16 protein-coding genes and 1 pseudogene are annotated in these 21,004 nt (G+C 75.2%); 4 read left to right on the top strand and 13 right to left on the bottom strand.

From position 1 onward, the window contains the following. Positions 1 to 31: 31 nt before the first annotated feature. The 3 genes from FB00_RS06460 to FB00_RS06470 all read right to left on the bottom strand — a co-directional run bounded on the left by FB00_RS06460 (position 32) and on the right by FB00_RS06470 (position 3,173). Complete coding sequence (locus FB00_RS06460) at positions 32 to 1,372, bottom strand: Glu/Leu/Phe/Val family dehydrogenase (protein WP_231581743.1); 1,341 nt, start codon at positions 1,370 to 1,372, stop codon at positions 32 to 34. 87 nt (positions 1,373 to 1,459) lie between these two features. Further along, positions 1,460 to 2,278: an aldo/keto reductase gene (locus tag FB00_RS06465; protein ID WP_047232083.1), complete on the bottom strand. Its 819-nt coding sequence runs from the start codon at positions 2,276 to 2,278 to the stop codon at positions 1,460 to 1,462. Positions 2,279 to 2,414: 136 nt separating this feature from the next. Then, positions 2,415 to 3,173 carry a helix-turn-helix transcriptional regulator gene (locus FB00_RS06470; protein WP_047232084.1) on the bottom strand — a complete coding sequence of 253 codons (759 nt, stop codon included), beginning with the start codon at positions 3,171 to 3,173 and terminating at the stop codon, positions 2,415 to 2,417. A 53-nt stretch (positions 3,174 to 3,226) separates the two neighbouring features. On the opposite strand from FB00_RS06470, the gene FB00_RS06475 reads away from it, so the two are divergent. Then, a complete protein-coding gene (locus tag FB00_RS06475) occupies positions 3,227 to 6,856 on the top strand; it encodes a proline dehydrogenase family protein (protein ID WP_047232085.1) in 3,630 nt (1,209 codons plus the stop codon). 5 nt (positions 6,857 to 6,861) lie between these two features. On the opposite strand, the gene FB00_RS06480 is transcribed toward FB00_RS06475, so the two are convergent. The 7 genes from FB00_RS06480 to FB00_RS06510 all read right to left on the bottom strand — a co-directional run bounded on the left by FB00_RS06480 (position 6,862) and on the right by FB00_RS06510 (position 15,148). Beyond that, positions 6,862 to 8,082 (bottom strand): DNA glycosylase AlkZ-like family protein, encoded by a 1,221-nt coding sequence (locus FB00_RS06480; protein WP_047232086.1) that lies wholly within the window; start codon positions 8,080 to 8,082, stop codon positions 6,862 to 6,864. A 70-nt stretch (positions 8,083 to 8,152) separates the two neighbouring features. Beyond that, positions 8,153 to 9,169 (bottom strand): LacI family DNA-binding transcriptional regulator, encoded by a 1,017-nt coding sequence (locus FB00_RS06485; protein ID WP_047232087.1) that lies wholly within the window; start codon positions 9,167 to 9,169, stop codon positions 8,153 to 8,155. Positions 9,170 to 9,224: 55 nt separating this feature from the next. Continuing rightward, the gene (locus tag FB00_RS06490; RefSeq protein ID WP_047232088.1) at positions 9,225 to 10,760 is read right to left on the bottom strand and encodes a glycoside hydrolase family 1 protein; all 1,536 of its coding nucleotides are present in this window, start codon (positions 10,758 to 10,760) and stop codon (positions 9,225 to 9,227) included. A 124-nt stretch (positions 10,761 to 10,884) separates the two neighbouring features. Continuing rightward, positions 10,885 to 11,805: a carbohydrate ABC transporter permease gene (locus FB00_RS06495; protein ID WP_047232089.1), complete on the bottom strand. Its 921-nt coding sequence runs from the start codon at positions 11,803 to 11,805 to the stop codon at positions 10,885 to 10,887. After that, positions 11,802 to 12,926 carry a carbohydrate ABC transporter permease gene (locus FB00_RS06500; RefSeq protein ID WP_082141062.1) on the bottom strand — a complete coding sequence of 375 codons (1,125 nt, stop codon included), beginning with the start codon at positions 12,924 to 12,926 and terminating at the stop codon, positions 11,802 to 11,804. Before FB00_RS06500 ends, FB00_RS06495 begins: the two co-directional genes overlap by 4 nt. Before the next feature lie 123 nt (positions 12,927 to 13,049). Beyond that, entirely contained in the window at positions 13,050 to 14,384 is a 1,335-nt protein-coding gene (locus tag FB00_RS06505) for an ABC transporter substrate-binding protein (protein ID WP_047232090.1), read from the bottom strand. A gap of 263 nt (positions 14,385 to 14,647) precedes the next feature. After that, positions 14,648 to 15,148, bottom strand: coding sequence for a DUF2505 domain-containing protein (locus FB00_RS06510; protein ID WP_047232091.1), 501 nt, complete (start codon positions 15,146 to 15,148; stop codon positions 14,648 to 14,650). Positions 15,149 to 15,293: 145 nt separating this feature from the next. Here FB00_RS06510 and FB00_RS06515 point away from each other — a divergent pair, with 145 nt between their 5' ends. Beyond that, positions 15,294 to 16,775 carry a sensor histidine kinase gene (locus FB00_RS06515; RefSeq protein ID WP_047232092.1) on the top strand — a complete coding sequence of 494 codons (1,482 nt, stop codon included), beginning with the start codon at positions 15,294 to 15,296 and terminating at the stop codon, positions 16,773 to 16,775. A gap of 156 nt (positions 16,776 to 16,931) precedes the next feature. Here FB00_RS06515 and FB00_RS06520 read toward each other — a convergent pair whose 3' ends face one another. Then, positions 16,932 to 17,180, bottom strand: coding sequence for a WhiB family transcriptional regulator (locus tag FB00_RS06520; RefSeq protein WP_021481972.1), 249 nt, complete (start codon positions 17,178 to 17,180; stop codon positions 16,932 to 16,934). A gap of 236 nt (positions 17,181 to 17,416) precedes the next feature. On the opposite strand from FB00_RS06520, the gene FB00_RS06525 reads away from it, so the two are divergent. Then, positions 17,417 to 17,890 carry a hypothetical protein gene (locus FB00_RS06525; protein ID WP_156186320.1) on the top strand — a complete coding sequence of 158 codons (474 nt, stop codon included), beginning with the start codon at positions 17,417 to 17,419 and terminating at the stop codon, positions 17,888 to 17,890. Positions 17,891 to 17,923: 33 nt separating this feature from the next. On the opposite strand, the gene FB00_RS22650 is transcribed toward FB00_RS06525, so the two are convergent. Beyond that, complete coding sequence (locus FB00_RS22650; protein WP_047232093.1) at positions 17,924 to 19,147, bottom strand: hypothetical protein; 1,224 nt, start codon at positions 19,145 to 19,147, stop codon at positions 17,924 to 17,926. A 298-nt stretch (positions 19,148 to 19,445) separates the two neighbouring features. On the opposite strand from FB00_RS22650, the gene FB00_RS22655 reads away from it, so the two are divergent. Further along, complete coding sequence (locus FB00_RS22655; protein ID WP_231581744.1) at positions 19,446 to 19,991, top strand: hypothetical protein; 546 nt, start codon at positions 19,446 to 19,448, stop codon at positions 19,989 to 19,991. Positions 19,992 to 20,033: 42 nt separating this feature from the next. Here the strand turns inward: FB00_RS22655 and FB00_RS23200 are convergent. Further along, positions 20,034 to 20,891 (bottom strand): annotated as a pseudogene (locus tag FB00_RS23200) (FtsK/SpoIIIE domain-containing protein); the annotation flags it as partial. Positions 20,892 to 21,004: the final 113 nt, after the last annotated feature.

Below are 21,004 nucleotides of genomic sequence, written 5' to 3' on the forward strand. Positions count from 1 at the left end.
GGACCCCGTGCTCGGCGGGGCCCCTCGCAGGTCAGGGATAGAGGCCGCGGATCTGGTGCGCCTCGGCGACGCGCTGGACGCCGATGACGAGCGCGGCGTCGCGCAGGCTCAGCTCCTCGCGGCGCGCGAGGCTCGCGACCTCCTCGTACGCGTGCAGCATGCGGTGCTCGAGCTTGTCGCCGATCTCCTCCGCGGTCCACCAGTACGCCTGGTTCGCCTGGACCCACTCGAAGTAGGAGACGACGACGCCGCCCGCGTTCGCGAGCACGTCCGGCACGACCGTCACGCCGTTCTTGGCGAGTACCCGGTCGCCCTCGGCGGTCGTCGGGCCGTTGGCGCCCTCGACGACCCAGCGCGCGCGCACGGTGCCCGCGGTGTCGCCGTCGAGCACGCCCTCGACCGCCGCCGGGACCAGCACGTCGACGTCGAGCGCGAGCAGCGCGTCGTTGTCGACCGGGTCGGCGCGGTCGAAGCCCACCACGCTGCCGGTCGCGGCGACGTGCTCGAACAGCGCGCGCACGTCCAGCCCGTCCGGGTCGTGCACGCCGCCGTACTGGTCGGAGACCGCGACGACACGCGCCCCGCGCGCCGCGAACAGCGCCGCCGCGTGCGAGCCGACCTTGCCGAACCCCTGGATCGCGACGCGCACGTCGGACAGCGGCACGCCGGCCTCGTCGAGCGCCGCGGCGGTGACGTGCACGACGCCCGCGCTGGTCGCCGTCGTGCGCCCGAGCGAACCGCCCACGGTGATGGGCTTGCCCGTCACGACTGCCGGGATCGTGTAGCCCTGGTTGACCGAGTAGGTGTCCATGACCCAGGCCATGGTCTGCTCGCTCGTGCCCATGTCGGGCGCCATGATGTCCCGCTCCGGGCCGATCACCGGCATGATCTCCGACGTGTAGCGGCGCGTGACGCGCTCGAGCTCGGCCTCGGAGTAGCAGCGCGGGTCGATCGAGACCCCGCCCTTCGCCCCGCCGTACGGCAGGTCGACGAGGGCGCACTTCCAGGTCATCCACATCGCGAGCGCGCGCACCTCGTCGATGTCGACGCTCGGGGAGTAGCGGAGCCCGCCCTTGCCGGGTCCGCGCGAGACGTTGTGCTGCACGCGGTAGCCGTGGAAGAGGACGGTACGGCCGTCGTCCCGCCGCAGCGGGACGGCCACGTTCACCTCGCGCCGTGGTGTCGCGAGCATCTCGTGCAGGCCGTCGTCGTAGCCGAGGAAGCGGACCGCGCCGGCGAGCTGCGCGTGCGCGGTGTCGAGGGCGGACGCCGGTGCGGTCGCGGCGTCGGGTCGGGAGGTCGTACGGGGAGCGGGGTCGTTCGGGGTGGTTTCGCCGCTGGTGAGGGTGGGCGGCACGGACGTCGTCGTCACGGTTCCTCCGGTTCGAGGGTTTTCCTCGGTGCCGCGGGGGTGTGCGGCACCGAGGGTCACGCTACCCCCGGCGCGGGCGCTCGCCCCTCACGCGCCCCGGCGGTGCCCCAGGGCGTCGATCGCCTCGAGCTCGTCCGCGGAGAGGGAGAAGCCGGTCACCGCGAAGTTCGCCTCGATGCGCTCCGGCGTCACGGACTTCGGGATGACGACGAACCCGTGGTCGAGGTGCCAGCGCAGCACGACCTGCGTGGGGGTGACTCCGTGCGTGGCCGCGACCTCGGCGAGCACCGGCGCGTCGAGATCGGTGCGCTTGAACGGGCTGTACCCCTCGAGCACGACGCCGCGCTGCGCGAGCTCGTGCACGACGCGGTGGTCGTAGTCGGCCGGGCTCCACGGGATCTGGTCGACGGCGGGCGTCTCGCCGACCTGCTCGGACAGGACGTCGACCTGCTCGACCGAGTAGTTGCTCACCCCGATCGAGCGCACCTTGCCCTCGTCGCGCAGCTCGACGAACCGCTCCCACACCCACGGCGACGCCTCACCGGACGGCGGCCAGTGGATGAGCCACAGGTCCACGTGGTCCGTGCCGAGGTCGCGCAGCGACGCCTCGAGCGTCTCGCGCTCGCGGCCCGCGGCGTCCGGCGGGAGCTTGGTCGTGACGAACACGTCGGCGCGGTCCACGGACGAGTCGGCGAGCGCGCGCCCCACCTGGGCCTCGTTGCCGTAGCCCGTCGCGGTGTCGACGTGCCGGTAGCCCACGTCGAGCGCGTGGCGCACGGCGCGGTACGCGTCGTCGCCCTCGGACTGCCACGTGCCGAGCCCGAGCAGCGGCATCGCCCCGCCGGGCAGGTCGACGGTCGGGACTGGGCCGGCGGAGGCGCCGGGGGAGGAGGTGGTGGAGGTCATGCCGCCAGTCTCCGTGCCCGACGCCGCCGCTCGCCACCGCGCGGCCCTCACCGGTTCCTCGCCGAGCCCTGGATCTCTCCCCAGGACTGGCAGACGGCGAGGAGAGAACCAGGGTTCGGCGGCAGGGCGTGGGCGGTCAGCGACGGGTGCGGCGGCGGTACTGGGCCGGGGTCTCGCCGGCGAGGCGCGCGAACGTGCGGGTGAACGACGGCTGGTCGTAGAAGCCGCTCTCCGCCGCGACCTCGCCGATCGAGACGGTGCTCCCGGCGAGCAGGCGCGTCGCGTGGTCGACCCGGGTGCGCAGCACGAGCTGGCGCGGCGTCACGCCGTACACGCGCCGCACGCGCCGGTCGAGCACCGCGGGCGTGGAACCCGCCGCCTCGGCGAGCCGCGCCGTCGTCCAGCGCGCCCCGAGGTCCGCCTCGACCGCGGTGACGAGCGCGGCGAGGGAGTCCATCGTCGCGTCGTCCGCCGCGCCCGCGCGCAGGTCGTGCGAGACCGAGACGATCCCCACGAGGCGACCCGCGTCGTCGTGCACGGGGAGCTTGGACGTGAGGAACCAGCCCGACGTGCCACCGAGCCGCCGGATGCGCTCGAGCTCGCCGCGCAGCGCGCGCCCGCGCAGCACCTCGGCGTCCTGCTGCTCGTAGCGCTCCGCGAGCTGGGGGACGAACAGGTCGCCCGCCCGCCGGCCCAGCACCGCGCGGCGCGAGCGCTCGTTCGTCCGCGCGACGAACACCGGGTTGACCGCGACGTACCGGCCCGTGACGTCCTTGGCGCAGAACATCGTGTCCGGCAACTCGTCCATGAGCGCGACCATGGCGGGGCTGAGGGCGGCGAGGAGCTGGTCCGCCGCGGGCGGCGAGGTCTCGGCGTTGTCGAGTACGGATGCCATGTCGCCCCGGATCGTACAAGACGAGTCACCGCGACCCGAGGCACCCTGGAGGGATGAGCAACGACGCGCCCGCCCGGCCGCTCCCCACCCCCGGAGCCGTCGGCGGAACGACCCTCACCTCCCCGGAAGACCTCGTCGAGGAGGCCGTCACCCTGGCCCGGCGCTGGCTCGCCGCGAGCGAGGGGGCGGGCGACGCCCGCGCGCGCAGGACCGCCGAGCGGCTCGGTGCGCTCGTCTCCGACCCCACGGGCCTCGAGCTCGCGGTCCGGTTCGTCGACGACGTCGCGCGCCCCCAGGACGTGCACGTCGCCGCGCGGGCGCTCGGCCGCCTCGGCGAGCTCGCGGGCAGCGCGGGGTCGTTCCTCGGGCCGGTCGACCGGTCCCTCCTGCGCGTCGGGGCGGGTGTCGCGCCGGTGCTGCCGCGCGTCGTCGTGCCGGCCGCGCGCGTGCGCCTGCGCCAGCTCGTGGGCCACCTCGTCGCCGACGCCGGCCGCGGCCTCGGCCCGCACCTGGCCCGCACCCGCGCGGAGGGCTACGCGCTCAACGTCAACCTCCTCGGCGAGGCCGTGCTCGGCGAGGCCGAGGCGGACGCGCGCCTCGAGCGCACGCTCGCGCTCGTGCGGCGCCCCGACGTCGACTACGTGTCGGTCAAGGTGTCGTCCGTCGCGTCGCAGCTCGTCACGTGGGACCTCGACGGGTCGTGCGCCCGCGTCGTCGAGCGGCTGCTGCCGCTGTACCGGGCGGCGCGCGACCACGGCGTCTTCCTCAACCTCGACATGGAGGAGTACAAGGACCTCGCGCTCACGACCGCGGTCTTCCGCGAGATCCTCGCGCACGACGACCTGCACGACCTCGAGGCCGGGATCGTGCTCCAGGCGTACCTGCCCGACGCGCTCGGCGCGCTCGACGGGCTCACCCGGTTCGCGACCGAGCGCGTCGCCGCCGGGGGAGCGCCGATCAAGGTCCGCCTCGTCAAGGGCGCGAACCTCGCGATGGAGGCCGTCGAGGCCGAGCTGCACGGGTGGCCGCAGGCGCCCTACCCGACCAAGCCCGACGTCGACGCGAACTACGTCCGCCTGCTCGAACACGCGCTGCGCGAGCCCCGCACCGACGCCGTGCGCATCGGCGTCGCGAGCCACAACCTGTTCCACGTCGCGCTCGCCGTCCTCCTCGGCCGGGCCCGCGGCGTGAGCCACGCGCTCGACGTCGAGATGCTCCAGGGCATGGCCCCCGGCGAGGCCCGCGCCGTGCGCGACGAGGTCGCGGCCGACCGGGTCGAGAGCGGCCCGCACGCGGGGCGCGGCGGGTGCGTCGTGCTGTACACGCCCGTCGTGCGCGACGAGGACTTCGACGTCGCGATCTCCTACCTCGTGCGCCGCCTCGAGGAGAACGCCGCCGAGCAGAACTTCCTGCATGCCATGTTCGCGCCCGACGGGTCGCCCGCGGCCAGCCCCATGGAGCGCCAGGAGGCCGCGTTCCGCGCGTCCGTGCGCCACGGGGTGCACTACGCGGAGGCCGACGTGACGCCGCGCCGCCGCCCCCGCACGGGCGCCCCGACCGCCGTCGGGCCGCACCAGCCCGCCGAGCCCGGGGTTGTCGGCCACGACGACGCCGACCCCGCCCGTGACGCCGGGTTCGGCGGGTTCGCGAACGCTGCCGACACCGACCCCGCCGTCGCCGCGTCGCGCGACTGGGCGCGGCACGTGGCCGGGCCCGAGTCCGGGTTCGTGGCCGTCCGCACGCCCCAGCTCACCTCCACCGCTCAGGTGGACGACGCCGTCGCGACCGCCGTGCGCGCGACCGGCGCGTGGGCGCGGGTCGCCCCGACCGCCCGCGCCGCCGCGCTGCGCGCCGTCGCCCGGCGCCTGGAGGAGGCGCGCACCGACCTCGTCGCCGCGATGGTGCACGAGCCCGGCAAGACCGTCGCCGAGGCCGACCCCGAGGTGAGCGAGGCCGTCGACTTCGCGCGCTACTACGCGCGCTCCGCCGAGGAGCTGGACCACGTGCCCGGCGCCCGGTTCGCCCCCGACGGCGTCACGCTCGTCACGCCGCCGTGGAACTTCCCCGTCGCGATCCCCGTGGGCGGGGTCCTCGCGGCGCTCGCGGCCGGGTCGGCCGTGCTCGCCAAGCCTGCTCCGCCCACGCCGCGCTGCCTCGAGGTCGCCGTCGAGGCGATCCACGCGGGCCTGCGCGACGCGGTGGCTGCGGAACCCGGGGACTTCGCGGGGCTGGACGCGGGCTCGGTGACCGAGGTCGTGCAGTACGTCCGCGTGCCCGACGACGAGCTCGGCACGCGCCTCGTCACGCACGACGACGTCGCGCGCGTGGTGCTCACGGGCTCGATCGAGACCGCGCAGCTCTTCGCGCGGTGGAAGCCGTCGCGACCGGTGCTCGCCGAGACGTCGGGCAAGAACGCGCTGGTCGTCACGCCGTCGGCGGACCTCGACCTCGCGGTCGCGGACCTCGTGCGCTCGGCGTTCGGGCACGCGGGGCAGAAGTGCTCGGCGGCGTCGCTCGCGATCCTCGTCGGCTCGGCGGGCGACCCGCGGACCGAGACGGGGCGCCGCGTGCGCCGCCAGCTCGTGGACGCGGTGCGCTCGCTCGCGGTCGGGACCGCGACCGACGTCTCGACGACCATGGGTCCGCTCACCGAGCGCGCGTCCGGCAAGCTCCTGCACGCCCTGACGACGCTCGAGCCCGGGGAGTCGTGGCTCGTGCGGCCCCGGCAGCTGGACGGTGGGCCGGACCTCGAGGGCCGCCTCTGGACGCCCGGCCTCAAGGAGGGCGTCGCCCCCGGGTCGCCGTTCCACCTCACCGAGTACTTCGGCCCCGTCCTCGGGATCATGACCGCCGCGACGCTCGACGAGGCGATCGCGCTCCAGAACGCCGTGCCGTTCGGGCTCACGGGCGGCATCCACAGCCTCGACGACGCCGAGGTGGAGCGCTGGCTCGACGCCGTCCAGGTGGGCAACGCCTACGTCAACCGGCACATCACCGGCGCGATCGTGCAGCGGCAGTCGTTCGGCGGCTGGAAGCAGTCGGCCGTGGGACCGGGCGCGAAGGCGGGCGGGCCGAATTACGTCGCACAGCTCGGCCGCTGGGCCGACGCGACGGGCGAGGGCGCCGACGAGGGCGCGGGGACGCCGTCGGGCACCACGGCGCCCGGGCGGGCCGCGCCCGCCGACGCCGCGCCGCCCGCGCGCGAGGCCGCGCCCGAGGCGTGGCTCGCGTGGGCGAAGGCCGACGACGCGCGCTGGTGGGAGCGGGAGTTCTCCGCGGGCCACGACCCCTCGGGTCTGCACGTCGAGTCGAACGTCTTCCGCTACCGCCCGGTCGACGTGCTCACCGTGCGCGTCGGCGCGGACGCGTCGCCGGTCGAGGTCGAGCGCGTGCTGCACGCCGCGCGCACCGCGGGGGTACCGGCGGTCGTCGTGCCGAGCACGGGCGACGCCGCGGTGAGCGACGAGGAGCTCGCGCGCCGCGTCGCGTCCGGTGCCGTCCGGGGTCGCGTCCGCGTCGTCGGCTCCGCCCCCGGGCTGCACGAGGCCGCGGCCGAGCGCGTCGGTGAGGTCACGGTCCTGGACCACCCCGTCGTCGCGAGCGGCCGCCGCGAGCTGCTCACGGTCCTGCACGAGCAGGCCGTCAGCCGCACGACGCACCGGTACGGCCACGTGAAGCGCTGATCCCGCTACCTCGTGGGTGCGGTCTCCGCCGACGAGACGGTCACGGACGCCGCGTCGCGGAACGCGCGCAGGCGCTCGGCCTGCTCGGCGACGGCGTCGGTGAGCCCGGCCTCCCACGGGACCCACGGGTCCGTGAGGACCATGAGCCGGCGGCCGGACGCGCGGGGCCGCCACGTCCCGACGACCTCGCCGTCCGCGAGCACCGCCCCGGGCCGGCCGAGGACGCGCCACAGGTCCTTGGCGCGGGCCTCGTCGGCCACGAGCGTGGCGCGGTCGCGGAGCTGGAGGTACAGGTCGTACGGGCCCACGAGCCGGACGACGGGCGCGTCGGTGCCGGGGTGCGCGTCGCGATGGCGTGCCGCGGCGCCGCGGAGGCGTTCGGCGTCGTCGGCCAGGACCCAGCGCTCGGCCGGGCGCGCGCCGGGCTCGGCGTCGGTGATCTCCACGCGCACCGCGTCGTCGGGCCAGTGGGCCCGCACGTCCTTGACCGGCGCGTCGAGGAACCCCGCGACGTCCTGCACGCTCGCGGCGGGGAAGAAGCGCAGGTAGCCCCGCACCACGTCGAGGCGCGGCGGGGCCTCGCCGCCGAGCCGGCCGTAGAACGACGGCTCGAGGCCCGGCACCCGTCGCAGCACCGGCGGCGACGTGCCGGGCTCCAGCTCGAGCCCCGCCTGGAGCGCGGCGAGGCGGAAGGTCTGCTCGTAGCTGTGCGTCGCGCCGCAGGAGCGGCACCAGCGCAGGTGGGGCTCGGGGAGGCGCTGCGTGAGCCGCGTCGAGAGATCACCCTTGACGGTGGGGTCGGCGACGAGCTCGCGCTCGAGCCGCGCCTCCGTGCGCAGCGCGTCGAGCACGGCGAGGCCCGCCGCGCGCAGTGGCTTGCTCGCGTCGAAGACCCGCTTGGCGGCGTCGGCCTCGGAGAGCGGGGCGGTCGCGACGGCGACGTCGCCCAGGTCCGCGCGACGGTAGACGTGCGGGGCGCCGCGCAGCGTCCACGCGAGGGCGAGGCCCGGCGGGAGGCTGCCCGGCCCCACGCCCGGGGCGCCGCGCACCGCGAGCCCCCAGGCCGCGCCGTCGGGCCCGGTGTCCTGGACGCCCAGGTCGAGCGCGGAGACGTCGGCCGGGGAGTCGGCCGCGCCGGGTGCGCGGTCGAGCTGCTGGGCGTGCCAGCGCGCCGTGAGCACGTCGGCGCGCGAGAGCGGGGTCGGGGCTGCCGAGGACGAGGTCACGACCTCAGGCTACGAGCGCCCGCCCACGCCGCCGCGGCGCCCAGGGCAGGGCGCCACGGCGACGGGAGGGTCAGACCGAGTCGCGCTCGACGAGCGCGGGGGAGAGGACCTGCGACGCGATCTCGTCCCCGCGTCCGCCGACGAGGTCGAGCAGGAGGTCGGTCGCGCCGCGGACCATCTCGACCATCGGGTTCTGGACCGTCGTGAGCGGCGGCACCGTCGAGGCGGCGGTCGCGAGGTTGTCGAACCCGACGACGGACACGTCGCGCGGCACGTCGCGCCCGTGCGCCGCGAGGACGCGCAGCGCGCCCTCGGCCATGAGGTCCGACGCGACGAACAGGCCGTCGACGTCGGGGTGTGCCGCGAGGATGCGCTCCATCGCGGCGGCGCCGCCCGCGACGGCGAAGTCGCCGATCTCGACCGCGTCGTCGGGCAGGCCCGCACCCTGGAGCACCTCGCGCCAGCCCGTGAGCCGGTCGACGCCCGCCGTCATGTCCTGCGGACCGGCGATCGTCGCGATGCGGCGGCGGCCCGCCTCGACGAGCCGGCGCGCCGCGAGGCGGCCACCCTCGACGTTGTCGACGTCGACGTAGAGCAGGTCGGGCGTCGGGCGGAACGGCCGCCCGACGAACACCGCGGGCAGCCGGGCCGCGAGCAGCGCCTCCTCGAGCTCGTCGTCGCGGTGGTGCGAGGCGACGATCGCGCCGTCCACGTGCCCGCTGCTCAGGTACCGCACGATGCGGCCCGGCTGCTCGTCGGGCCGCGCGAACAGCAGGACGAGCTGGAGGTCCGTGCCGCCGAGCGCGGCGCTCACGCCGCGCATCGTGCCCGCGAGGAACGGGTCGGTGAGGATGCGTTCGTCCGGCTCGGGGACCACGAGCGCGATCGAGTCGGTGCGGCGCGTCACGAGGGAGCGGGCGGCGCGGTTGGGCGTGTAGCCGAGCTGGGCGACGGCGGCGTCGACCGCCGCCTGGGCCTCGGGCGACACGCGCAGGCCGCCGTTGATCGCGCGCGACGCGGTCGAGCGCGAGACACCCGCCGTCTGGGCCACCTCGTCCAGGGTCGGCGCGGAGCGCAGGCTGTTCATCAGGACAGTATCCCGCGCGCGCCCGGCCGACCGCACCGCCCCGCTCACCGTGTCGTCACTCCCCGGCGGCGGCGTCCGCGCCGGCCGTGTCGCGCGCCGGCACGGCGTTGTCGCGCGCGACCTGCGCGTACCAGGCGCCGCTCGCCTTGACCGTGCGCTCCTGCGTCTCGTAGTCGACGCGGACGATGCCGAACCGCTTGGTGTAGCCGAGCGCCCACTCGAAGTTGTCGAGGAGCGACCACGCGAAGTACCCGCGCACGTCCGCGCCGGCGTCGATCGCGTCGCGCGTCGCGCGCAGGTGCGCGTCGATGAACTCGAGCCGGTCCTGGTCGTCCACCGAGCCGTCCGCGCCCACCTGGTCGGGGTAGGCCGCACCGTTCTCCGTGATGTACATCGCCACGCCGCGCGGGCCGGTGAAGTCCTGCTGGAGGCGCGTGAGCAGGCGCGTCAGGCCCTCGGGCTGCACCTCCCAGCCCATGTCCGTCCGGGGCAGGCCGCGCGAGCGGTCGTGCGCGTCGTCCGCGGCCGGGAAGGGGGACGACGTCGCGCGCACCGGCGCGTCGTCCGCGGGCTCGTCGCGCACGCCCTCGGGGCGCGTCCCGCCGCCGGACTCGGTCGCGGGCAGGGGGTGCCCCGAGACGGCACCGCCGTTGTAGTAGTTGACCCCGAGCGTGTCGATCGGCGTGGAGATGATCTCCAGGTCGCCGTCCTTCACGTGGTCGAGCAGACCGTAGGGCGCGACGTCCTCCAGGACGTCGGCGGGGTACTCGCCGTGGAAGACCGGGTCGAGGAAGATCCGGTTGAACTGCCCGTCGATGCGGCGCGCGGCGTCGACGTCGGCAGGGTCCTGCGGGTCGACCGGGTCGGACACGGTGAAGTTCAGCGTCAGGCCGAGGTTCGCCTCGGGCGCGCGCTCGCGCAGCGCCTGGACAGCGAGGCCGTGGCCGAGCAGGAGGTGGTGCGCCGCGGCGAGGCCGTCCTCGCGCGACTGGCGGCCGGGCGCGTGCACGCCCGCGGTGTAGCCGAGGAAGGCCGAGCACCACGGCTCGTTGAGCGTCGTCCACACGCCCACGCGGTCGCCGAGCGCCTCGTGCATCGTCACGGCGTACTCCGCGAAGAGGTAGGCCGTGTCGCGCGAGGTCCAGCCGCCCTTCTCCTCGAGCGCCTGGGGGAGGTCCCAGTGGTACAGCGTCAGCCACGGCAGGATGTCCGCGCCGAGGAGCTCGTCGACGAGGCGGTCGTAGAAGGCGATGCCCGCCGGGTTGGGCGCGCCGCCGTCGGGCCGGACGCGCGCCCACGACGTCGAGAACCGGTACGTGCCGAGGTTGAGCTCGCGCATGAGCGCGACGTCCTCGCGGTACCGGTGGTAGTGGTCGCACGCGACCATGCCGTCGTCGCCGTTCACGACGGCGCCCGGGACGCGGGCGAACGCGTCCCACACCGAGTCCGTGCGGCCGTCGGTGTGCCCGGCGCCCTCGATCTGGAACGCGGCGGTCGCGGCGCCCCAGAGGAAGCCCGGGGGCATCTCGACGCGTCCGGTCGCGGTCGCCGGGTTCGGGAGGAGGGGCGCGGACGGGACGAAGCTGGTCATGGGTCGATTGTCCTTCGAGGGTCGAGGAGTGGCGCGCGGGCGGGCCGGTGGGCCCGCCCGCGCGACGGTCTGCCGCGCGGCGTCGCGCACCGGGGTGGTGCGGGCCGCGCGGTGGCGCCGGGCGTCAGCCCTTGACGGCGCCCTGCATGATGCCCGCCACGAGCTGGCGGCCGGTGAAGATGAAGATGACGATCAGCGGCAGGGTCACGAGGAAGATCCCCGCCATGACGAGCGAGTAGTCGACGAAGAAGTTCGACTGGAGGGACCGCACCACGAGGGGCAGCGTCGGGTTGTTCTGGTTGAGCACGATCGACGGCCAGAAGAAGTTCGTCCACTGCTGGACGAACGTGAACAGACCGAGCATCGCCGCGGCCGGGCGGGCCGCCGGGAGGGCGATCGACCAGAACGTGCGGAACATCGACGCGCCGTCGACGCGGGCCGCCTCGATGAGCTCGTAGGGCAGCGCCTCACCCAGGTACTGCGTCATCCAGAAGACGCCGAACGCGGTGACGAGCGCCGGCACGATGACCGCCTGGAGCTTGCCGATCCACCCGAGGTCCGACATGAGGATGTACATCGGGATGACGCCGAGCTGCGTGGGGACCGCCATCGTCGCGATGACGAACACGAGCAGCGGCCCACGCCCGCGGAACCGGAGCTTGGCGAACGAGAAGCCCGCGAGCGTCGAGAAGAGCACGACGGACAGCGACGTGAGCACCGCGACGACCACCGAGTTCCAGGCGGCCTTCCAGAAGTTGATCGCGTCGGAGTTCATGACCTCGGCGAACCGGTCGAACAGGCTCGCGTCCGGCAGGAGCTGGGGCAGCGCGCTGCGCGAGATCTCCTCCGGCGTGGAGGAGCCCAGGATCAGCGTGAAGTACAGCGGGAAGATCGAGACCAGCAGGACGATCCCGAGGATCGTGTAGGTGACCCACCGCGGCCGGCGCTGGGTACCGCCGACGTTCTTCCCGGCGCCGCGGCGTCGGGCGGCGGCGCGGGCCGCACCCGGCCCGGCGGTCTGGGCGATGACGGGGACGGAGCTCATCGCTTCCTCCGGTCGGTCGTGCTGGCGGCGGTCGTGTCGGCGTCCGTGGTGCCCGTGCGCGAGCGCTGGGCCGAGATTGCGCTCTCGGCGCGCAGGCGCTTCTGGGTCTCGCGGCGACGGCGGACCCACCGTGGCGGGCGTGGCTGGGCGTTGGACGTGGCGATCCGTCGGGTGACGAGGAAGTTGACGATGCCGATGAGGATGATGAGGAGGAACAGCAGCCAGGCGACCGCGGCTGCGCGCCCGAAGTTCTTCTGGTTGCCCCACGCGACGTCGTAGAGGTAGAGCACGGTCGTCATCCACTGGCGGTCGGCGCCGCCGAGGCCCTGCGCGTCGAACATGCGCGGCTCGTCGAAGATCTGGAGGCCGCCGATCGTCGACGTGATGACGACGAAGATGATCGTGGCGCGGATCTGCGGGACGGTCACGGAGAAGAACTGGCGCACGCGGCCGGCACCGTCGATGATCGCGGCCTCGTACAGCTCGCGCGGCACGGCCTGCATCGCCGCGAGGAAGATCAGCGCGTTGTACCCGGTCCAGCGGAAGTTCACCATCGACGCGATGGCGACATGGCTCGCGAGCGCGTCCGCGTGCCACCGGATCGGCTCGATGCCGACGAAGCCCAGGAGCTCGTTGATGAGGCCGTACTGGTCGGCGAAGAGGCGGCCGAAGATCATCGACACCGCGACGGGGGCGACGACGTACGGGAGCAGGACCCCCATGCGCCAGAACGTGGCGGCGCGGAGGTTCTGGTCGAGCAGCGCGGCGATCGCGATGGCGGCGATCACCTGCGGCACGGACGACAGGACGAAGATCGAGACGGTGTTGCGCAGCGACTTCCAGAACGTCGGCTGCGCGAGCACGTCCGTGTAGTTCTGGAGGCCGACGAAGTCGCCCTGACCGCCGAGCAGGTTCCAGTCGTAGACCGACACCACGGCCGTGTACACGAGCGGGAAGAGGCCCGTGATCGCGAACAGGATGAAGAAGGGCGAGATGTAGAGGTAGGGCGAGACCTTGACGTCCCAGCGGCTCAGGCGCTGGGAGAAGCCGACGCGTCGCGGCGTGCGCGGCGTCGGCCCGCTGAGCCCCGGGGAGGGCTGGGTGGGCGAGAGGACGGCCATGTGAGGTTCCTGGGCTGCTGGTGACTGCGGGTGGCGGTCGGGCGGCCGCCGGGGCGGCGGCGCCCGGCGGTGGACGCGAGCGGGGCCGGGGCGGCACCGTGGTGCCGCCCCGGCCCCGTCAGGTCACAGACCCAGGTCCTGGAAGGACTGGAGCGTCTTCTGCCACGAGGACGCGGCGTCGTCGGTCTTCTCGACGTCCACGCGCTTGATGCCGTCCTGGACGGTCGTGTGGATCGAGAAGTAGTTGGCGCCCTTGAACGGCGCGCTGTCGATCGCGAGCGCACGGTTCACGAAGATCGTGCCGACCGGGGCGTTGTTGAAGAAGTCGTTCGTGAACGACTGCACGGCGTCGGACTCCTGGGCCTCGATCTGCGACGGGAACGTGCCCGCGTTCTCGAAGGCCGTCGTCTGCTGCGCCGGGTCGGTCAGCCAGGCGGCGAGCTCCTTGGCCGCCTCGGCGTTCGGGCCGGAGGCCGGGACCGTGAGGAACGAACCGCCCCAGTTGAGGCCGCCGCCGGGGAAGACGTCCGCGACGTTCCAGCCGGTCACGCCACCCGAGCGCTCCTCGACCGGGCCCGTCATCCACGCCGGGCAGATCATCGTCGCGAAGCCGTCGTTCTGGAACGCGGCGTCCCAGTCGCCGGACCACTGCTCGAGGCCCGCCGAGAGCCCGTTCGTCGTGGACTGCTCGAGGACCGTGTCGTAGATGTCGATGATCGGCTGGTTCGTCGCGAGGTCCTTGGGCGTGCCGTCGGACTCCTCGTAGGCGTTGTCGATCTGGTTGACCATCGCCTGCGAGATCGACATGGCCGAGTCGTACCAGGCCGCGTCGCTCGCGGCGACGAAGGTCTTGCCCGCGGCGAAGTAGTCGTCCCACGTCGCGTCCTCGCCGCCGAGGAGCTCCGCCACCTCGGCGGGGTCGGTCGGCAGGCCGGCGGCCTCGAAGAGGTCCTGGCGGTAGCAGATCGCGCTCGGGCCGATGTCGGTGCCGTAGCCGATGAGCTTGCCGTCCGGCGTCGTGGCCTGCTGGACCTTCCAGTCCACCCAGCGACCGTCGAGCGACGAGTCGGTGAGGTCGGTGAAGAGGTCGGGGTACTGCATGAGCTCAGGCAGCCAGTCGACCTCGATGGCCTCGATGTCCGCGAGGCCATCGCCGCCGGCGGCGAGCTTGGTGGTGAGGTTGGTGCGCGCGTCCTCGGACTTCGCCGCCTTGGTCTGCTTGACGGTGACGTTCGGGTGCTCCTCGGTGTACGCGGCGAGGAGCTCGTCGGTGTAGCCGAAGTCGTTGAACGTGGCCACGGTGAGGGTGATCTTCTCGCCGTCGCCGGAGCCCGTCTCGTCGTCGTTCGAGCCGGAGCCGCTCGAGCACGCGGTCAGGGTGAGGGTGATGGCCGCGAGGCCTGCGACGGCGGCGATCGCCTTGCGGGGCCGGCGGGTCGTACGGGTGCTGCTCAGCACGGTGACTCCCTTGTCGGTGGGGCGGGGTCGTGGCAGCGCTCCCACCTCCAATGTGGTAGCGCTTCCACACAACGGGGTGATCGTGCTTTCCCGGCCGAACCCGTGTCAAGCCACGGTCGCGACGACGACGGTGTGGTCGCGCTCCCACTCGGGCGTTCCCGCAGTTCAGGAGGTTTTCGCGACCAACCGGTCGGTAGGGTTCTGGGGAAATCGTTACCGGTTCGAGACCGGCTCCCCGGACCTGATCGGGGCGCCGGGCGGCGTCAGCGCGCGAGCCACTCCCGGCCCGCGGACTCCTCCGCCGCGAGCGCCGCGCGGACGGCTTCCGCGGCCGCCTGCTCGATCGCGCCGCCGAACAGCGGCACGGACGCCTTCACCTCTCCCGCGTAGCGCTCCACGGTGCCGTCGCCGTCGGGCGAGAGCGTGACCGTCCCCGTGAGCCGCACCGGGGCGCCGGTGATCTCGAGCGAGACGGTCCCGGACCGCTCGCCGTCGCGCTCCGGCTCCCAGGCCTCCGCCTGCCGGATCTCGAGCTGGCCCCCGACGAAGGACCGGACGTGGGCCGGGATCTGGTCGGTGGGCAGGGTGCGGCGGACCGTCACCGTGAAGCCCTCGACGGCGCCGCCGGTGACGTCGACCTGCTCGACGCGGGCCCCGTCGCCGCCGGAGCGTGCGGCGCGCCAGCGCACGAACTCCTCGTCGGCGAGCATCGCGCCGACCACGGGGACGGCGGCGGGGTAGCGGAGCTCGACGCTCAGGTGCACGGGACCTCCTCGGGCCACGGGCCGACCTGCCGCCGACCTGTGCCGGTCGGCCGCCGGGCCGGTCGGCGGGTTCGGGCGACCGCGCGCGCGGGCGCTGAGGGGACTCTACCGGTCCGACCCCCTTACGCTGGGGTCCGTGTCTGCCATGAGTGACCTCATCTCCCGCCACGCCGACCTCAGCCCGGCGGACAACGAGTGGTTGCACCTGCTCGTGGGCGACTGGCAGGTGATCTCCGACCTCGCGTTCGCCGACCTCGTGCTGTGGCTCCCCACGACCGACGGCAACTTCGTCGCCGTCTCGCAGTGCCGCCCGTCGACCGGCGCGACCGTCCACTACGACGACATCGTGGGCTCGTTCGCCCCCGAGGGGCAGCGCCCGCAGCTCGAGCGCGCGCTCACCGAGGTCCGCTCCCAGCGCTCGCGCGAGCCGCGCTGGTTCGGCGCGTACGCGGTCCGGGAGGAGGCGATCCCCGTCCTGCACGCCGGGCGCGCGATCGCCGTCGTCGCGCGGCAGACCAACCTCGGCAGCGGGCGCACGCCCAGCCGCCTCGAGCTCAACTACGTCGAGGCCGCGGACGACCTCATCGCGATGATCTCCCGCGGCGAGTTCCCCTTCCCCAACGCGGCGACCGGCCCGCGCCGCGGCGCCCCGCGCGTCGGCGACGGCCTCATCCGGCTCAACTCCGAGGGCGAGGTCCTCTACGCGAGCCCCAACGCGCTGAGCTGCTTCCACCGCCTCGGCGTCATCGGCCCGCTCGTCGGGCGCTCGCTGGCGGAGGTGACGGCCGACCTCATCGAGCACCAGACGCCCGTCGACGAGTCGCTCCCGCTCGTGGTCATGGGCCGCGCGCCGTGGCGCACGGAGATCGAGGCGCAGCGCGTCGCGCTGTCGCTGCGCGCGCTGCCGCTCACCGAGTCGGGCCAGCGCATCGGCGCCGTCCTGCTGTGCCGCGACGTGTCGGAGCTGCGGCGGCGCGAGCGCGAGCTCATCACCAAGGACGCGACGATCCGCGAGATCCACCACCGCGTGAAGAACAACCTCCAGACCGTCGCCGCGCTCCTGCGCCTCCAGGCCCGCCGCATGGACGTGCCCGAGGCGCGCGCCGCACTCGAGGAGGCCATGCGCCGCGTCGCGACCATCGCGCTCGTGCACGAGAGCCTGTCGCAGACGCTCGACGAGGAGGTCGAGTTCGACGACATGGTGGGCCGGGCCCTGCGCCTCGCCGCCGACGTCGCGTCCGCGGACACGAGCGTGCGCACCGTCCGCACCGGGAGCTTCGGCCTCGTGCCGGCGGAGGACGCGACCCCGCTCGCGCTCATCCTCACCGAGCTCGTCACCAACGCGGTGGAGCACGGCCTCGCGAAGCAGGAGACCGGGACCGTCGAGGTCGCGGTCGAGCGCGAGGGCTCCGCGCTGCGCATCGTGGTCGCGGACGACGGCGTCGGCATGCCCGACGGCGACGTCGCCCGGGCGGGCAAGGCCGCCAAGAGCGGCCTGGGGACGCAGATCGTGCGCACGCTCGTCACGAACGAGCTCGGCGGCACCATCGAGTGGTCGCCGCGGCCCGGCGGGGGCACGCAGGTCGTGCTCGCGCTCGTCCTGCGCGACGGCAACCGCCAGGGCTGAGAACTCGGGTCCCGGCGCGCCCGCCCCGCGCGCCGCCTGGCGCGACCGCCCGGACCCACTGCCTGGTACGACGACGGGCCGTCACCCCGGAGGGTGACGGCCCGTCGTCGACGTGCTGCTCGACGCCCGTGGGCGGGCGGAGCGTGGTGAAGCGTGTCAGCCGGCGCGGCGCGCGCGGGCGGTGCGGCGCTTGAGGGCGCGGCGCTCGTCCTCGGAGAGGCCGCCCCAGACGCCCGCGTCCTGCCCGGACTCGATGGCCCACTTGAGGCACGTGTCGACGACGTCGCAGCGACGGCACACGGCCTTCGCCTCCTCGATCTGGAGGAGCGCGGGTCCGGTGTTGCCGATGGGGAAGAAGAGCTCGGGGTCTTCGTCGAGGCAGGCTGCGCGGTGGCGCCAGTCCATGATCGTCGTCTCCTTGGCAGAGGGGAGCCTGGTCGCGAGGTGATGACTCGTCGCGGTGATGCCCGGCAGGGGGCTGCCTGGACCAGGGCTCGAGGCGGGGGTGATTGATGCTTGAACCAGGTTCACACCTCGTGAAGCGCAGCACAAGGGGTTACGAGAAAGTTTCCGTCGCATGAATCGTGAGGTCTTCGTCACACGGGTGTGAAGGCGCAGGTCGGCGCGTACGCTGGGTGATCGTGCCTCCCCGCAAGCCCTCCGGACAGCCGCCCGAGCAGCCCCCGACGACGCCCGTCCCGACGCCTGGTCCGGCGCCCGACGGCGCGTCGCGACCCCCGGTGCTGACCGCGCTCCTCGTCGGGGTCGGGATCGAGGTCGCGGTCCTGGTCGTCGGCGCGGTCCTCCTCCTCGTCGAGCTCGTGCGCGGCGGGTCGCAGTCGTTCGGGGTCAGCGTGTTCCTCGTCGTCTTCGCGCTGGGCGTCGCCGCGGTGCTCGCCGCGAGCCTGCGCGGCCTGCTGCGCGGGCAGCGCTGGGCGCGGTCGCCGGTCGCGACGTGGCAGATCCTTCAGGCCGTCGTGGCGATCAGCTCGCTCCAGGTGGGCGTCACGCCGTGGGTCGTCGCCGCGCTCGTGCTCGCCGTCGTGGTCTTCGTCCTGCTCATGCTCCGGCCGGTCGTCGAGGCCACGACCCGTGACTCCCGGGCCACGGCCTGACACCTGCGCGCCGGGCACCCGGGCCCTGGTGCGTCACGCCTGATGCCCGGGCTGCGCGTGCCCGGACGCCCCTGAGCGTCGACCGTCCGCCGAGGCCAGCGCGAGCTGCACCGGGGTGAGCCGAGCGCCCTGGACGAGCACCCCGCGGCCGGGTCGCGGCCGCCCCGGCTCCGCGAGCCACTCGAGGCCACGACCGAACACCTCGGCGCTGCCGCGCTCACCCGCCGCGAGGACGATGCCGGCGCGCACGCCGCGCAGGTCCGCGAGCGGGCCGCGCAGTGCCGACGCGGCGCCGCCGGTGGTCGCGGACGCGAGGAGCACGAGGCCGTCCCGGCACGCTGCCGCGAGCCGTTCGCCCTCGACCACGCAGAGCTGGAGGAGGACGTCGAGGTCGTCGACCACGACCACGCCGGGCCGTCCCCGTGGACCGTTCCCGAGCGCGTCCTCCTGCCCGGTCTCGCGCGTGCCGGCGGCGACGGCGTCGAGGAGCGCGCCGACGTCGGCCGGCGCGTACCGGCGGACCACGTCGGTCCCGGGTCCGGCCGCGGCGAGCACGGCGTCGCGGGCGACGACCCCGCGCAGCGCGCCCGCGCGCGCGACGTGCCGCGCGAGGAGGGTCAGCGCGCTCGTGCGCCCCGAGCCCGGCGGGCCGACCACGAGCGCGCCGCCCGACACGTCCAACGTGACCGTGCCGGCCGTGTCGCCGCCCCGACCCACCGGGACGTGGAACGCAGCCGACGCGAGGCGCGGACCGTCCGGCTCGGGGCCTGGTCCGGCCGACGCTGGGCCCGGGCCGGCCGACGCGTGGAGCGGGTCCGGGGTGGTGAGGTCGGCGGGGGCGACCCGCGCGGGCAGCGGCACGAGCCGGAACGCGCCGGGCCGAGCGTCTCGGTCCGGTGCTCCCGGCCGTGCGGCGGCCGGGAGCGCCGGTCTCTCGGGAGCGTGCTCCGGCGGCGGCTGCGCTGGGAGGGCGACCTGGCACAGGACCGGCTCGCCGCGACCGAGCCACACGGCCCGCCCCGCCGGGCCTCCCCGTCCGGCGAGCGCGGAGGGCACGCCGAGCGCCACGTCGTCGTGGCGGTCGCGCGACACCATCACCGCGCGCACCCCGACCAGCGACGACAGCCCCGCGACCGTCGGGCTGGCGCACCCCACGGCGACCGCGGCGGGGCCCGCGAGCACGTCCGCGAGCGCGTCGGCGCCGGCACCGCCCGCCACGCCCGCGAGGGCCGACCGGACGGCGTCGACGTCGTCCACGAGCAGGAGGACCCGGCCGGTGGCGTCGGTCCCCGCGGGGCGCCCCTGGCCGTCGTCGTGACCGGCGAGCAGCCGCAGGAGGCGGACGAGGCGACGCGGGTCGTCGCGGTCGACGACCGTCCCCGCCCCCGGGATGCGACGCGAGGTCGGCGAGCCCCGACCCGACGGCGTGGACCGCCCACCCGCGCGCGAGCGCGGCCCGTCCCACGGTCTGCAGCGCCGTCGTCCGGCCCGAGCGTGCGCGGCCCAGCACCGCGAGGTGCCCGTCGCGGGGGTCCCACCGGACGACCGTCCGGCGTTGCAGGTCGGGGACGTCGCCGAGCGCGACGGGCAGCGCCGCGACCTCGGCGATCACCGCGCGACCCCCCGGGCCGGCCCGACCGTCGCCGGGGTGCGCAGGGTCGTCCGGCGCGCCGTCGGTAGCGGGCCCACCGTCGCGCCCGCCGTCGTGCTCGCCGTCGTGCGGGGCGGGGCCGGCCGCACGTGCGAGGCCCGCGAGGTCGTCCTGCCCGACCCGGTCGGGCAGGGCGGGCAGCCACGGCGGCGGCGCCGGGCGCAGGCCGGCCCGCTCCGCGACGTCGCGGGCCGTGGCCACGATCCGGCGAAGGCGGTCGTCAGCGGGCCGGGGTGCTCCCGGGCCGGGCGCGCGGCCGTCGTCGGGCGCGGAGGCTCCGCGGGGGAGGCCTCGTGCGACTCCCCACGGGGGAGCGCCGCGCGCACCCGACGCCGCGGCGCGCGCCGGCGCCCCGACCCGGGCGCACTGCACCGCGAGCGGAGGTTCGGCACCACGGCGCAGGACGAGCCGCCCCGGGGCCGACGCCGGGACGAGCGCCGCGAGCGGTGACTCGACGACGTCCCGCGAGTCGGCGACGTCGACGACGCGCAGGGCGAGGCGCAGGGTGATGTTGGCCCGCACGTCGGCGCTCACGGCACCGGCGGGCCGCTGCGTCGCCAGCACGAGGTGCACGCCGAGGGCGCGGCCCTGGGCGGCGACGCGCAGCAGGCCGGGCAGCAGGTCGGGCAGGTCGTCGGCGAGCGCCCGGAACTCGTCCACGACGACGACGAGCCGCGGCAGCCGTCCTCGGGCGAGCTCGTCGACGCTGGTCGCGCCCGCCGCGGCGAGCACGCGCTCGCGCCGGCGCAGCTCGGACCGCAGCCCGGCGAGCGCGCGGCCGGCGAGACCCGGGTCGAGGTCGGTCACCGTGCCCACGACGTGCGGCAGGAGCCCGCACGCCCCGAAGCTCGCGCCGCCCTTGAAGTCGACGAGCGCGATCGACAGCTCCGCCGGCGAGCGCCCGAGCGCGAGCCCCGTGACGAGGGTCTGGAGGAGCTCCGACTTGCCCGCCCCCGTGGTCCCGGCGACGAGCACGTGCGGTCCGTCGCGGACGAGGTCCACGGTCACCGGTGCGCCCCCGGCCCCGACGCCCAGCACAGCCCGCAGACCGGTCCCGTCGCGCCGTGCCGCGTCCTGCCAGCGGGCGTCGACCCACGCCGTGAGGTCGCCTGGCTCGTCCGGCAGGCCGAGCAGGTCGCCGAGCGCGACGTCCGCCGGCAGCGAGGGTGAGGTCGGGTCACCGGGGTCGTGCCCGGCGGGGTCGGTGCCGTCCAGCCGGCCGAGATGGTCCGCCGCGGCGAGCCGACGGGCGAGCGCGACGGCCCACTCCTCGCTCGCCCCGACGTGCTCGCGCACGGTGCGTGCGTCGTCCGGGCCGGTGACCACGACGGTCGGGCCGGACACGTCCATGACCGTCCGGCACCACGCCGGGACGCGGGCCGCGTCGTCGAGCACGAGGAGCAGGTCGGTCCCCGTCGCCCCGAGCCGCTCCCAGGCCCGGGCGAGCTCGCCCGCGGGCGGGG

The sequence above is a fragment of the Cellulosimicrobium funkei genome, from assembly GCF_001019615.1.
Taxonomy (GTDB): Bacteria; Actinomycetota; Actinomycetes; order Actinomycetales; family Cellulomonadaceae; genus Cellulosimicrobium; species Cellulosimicrobium cellulans_E.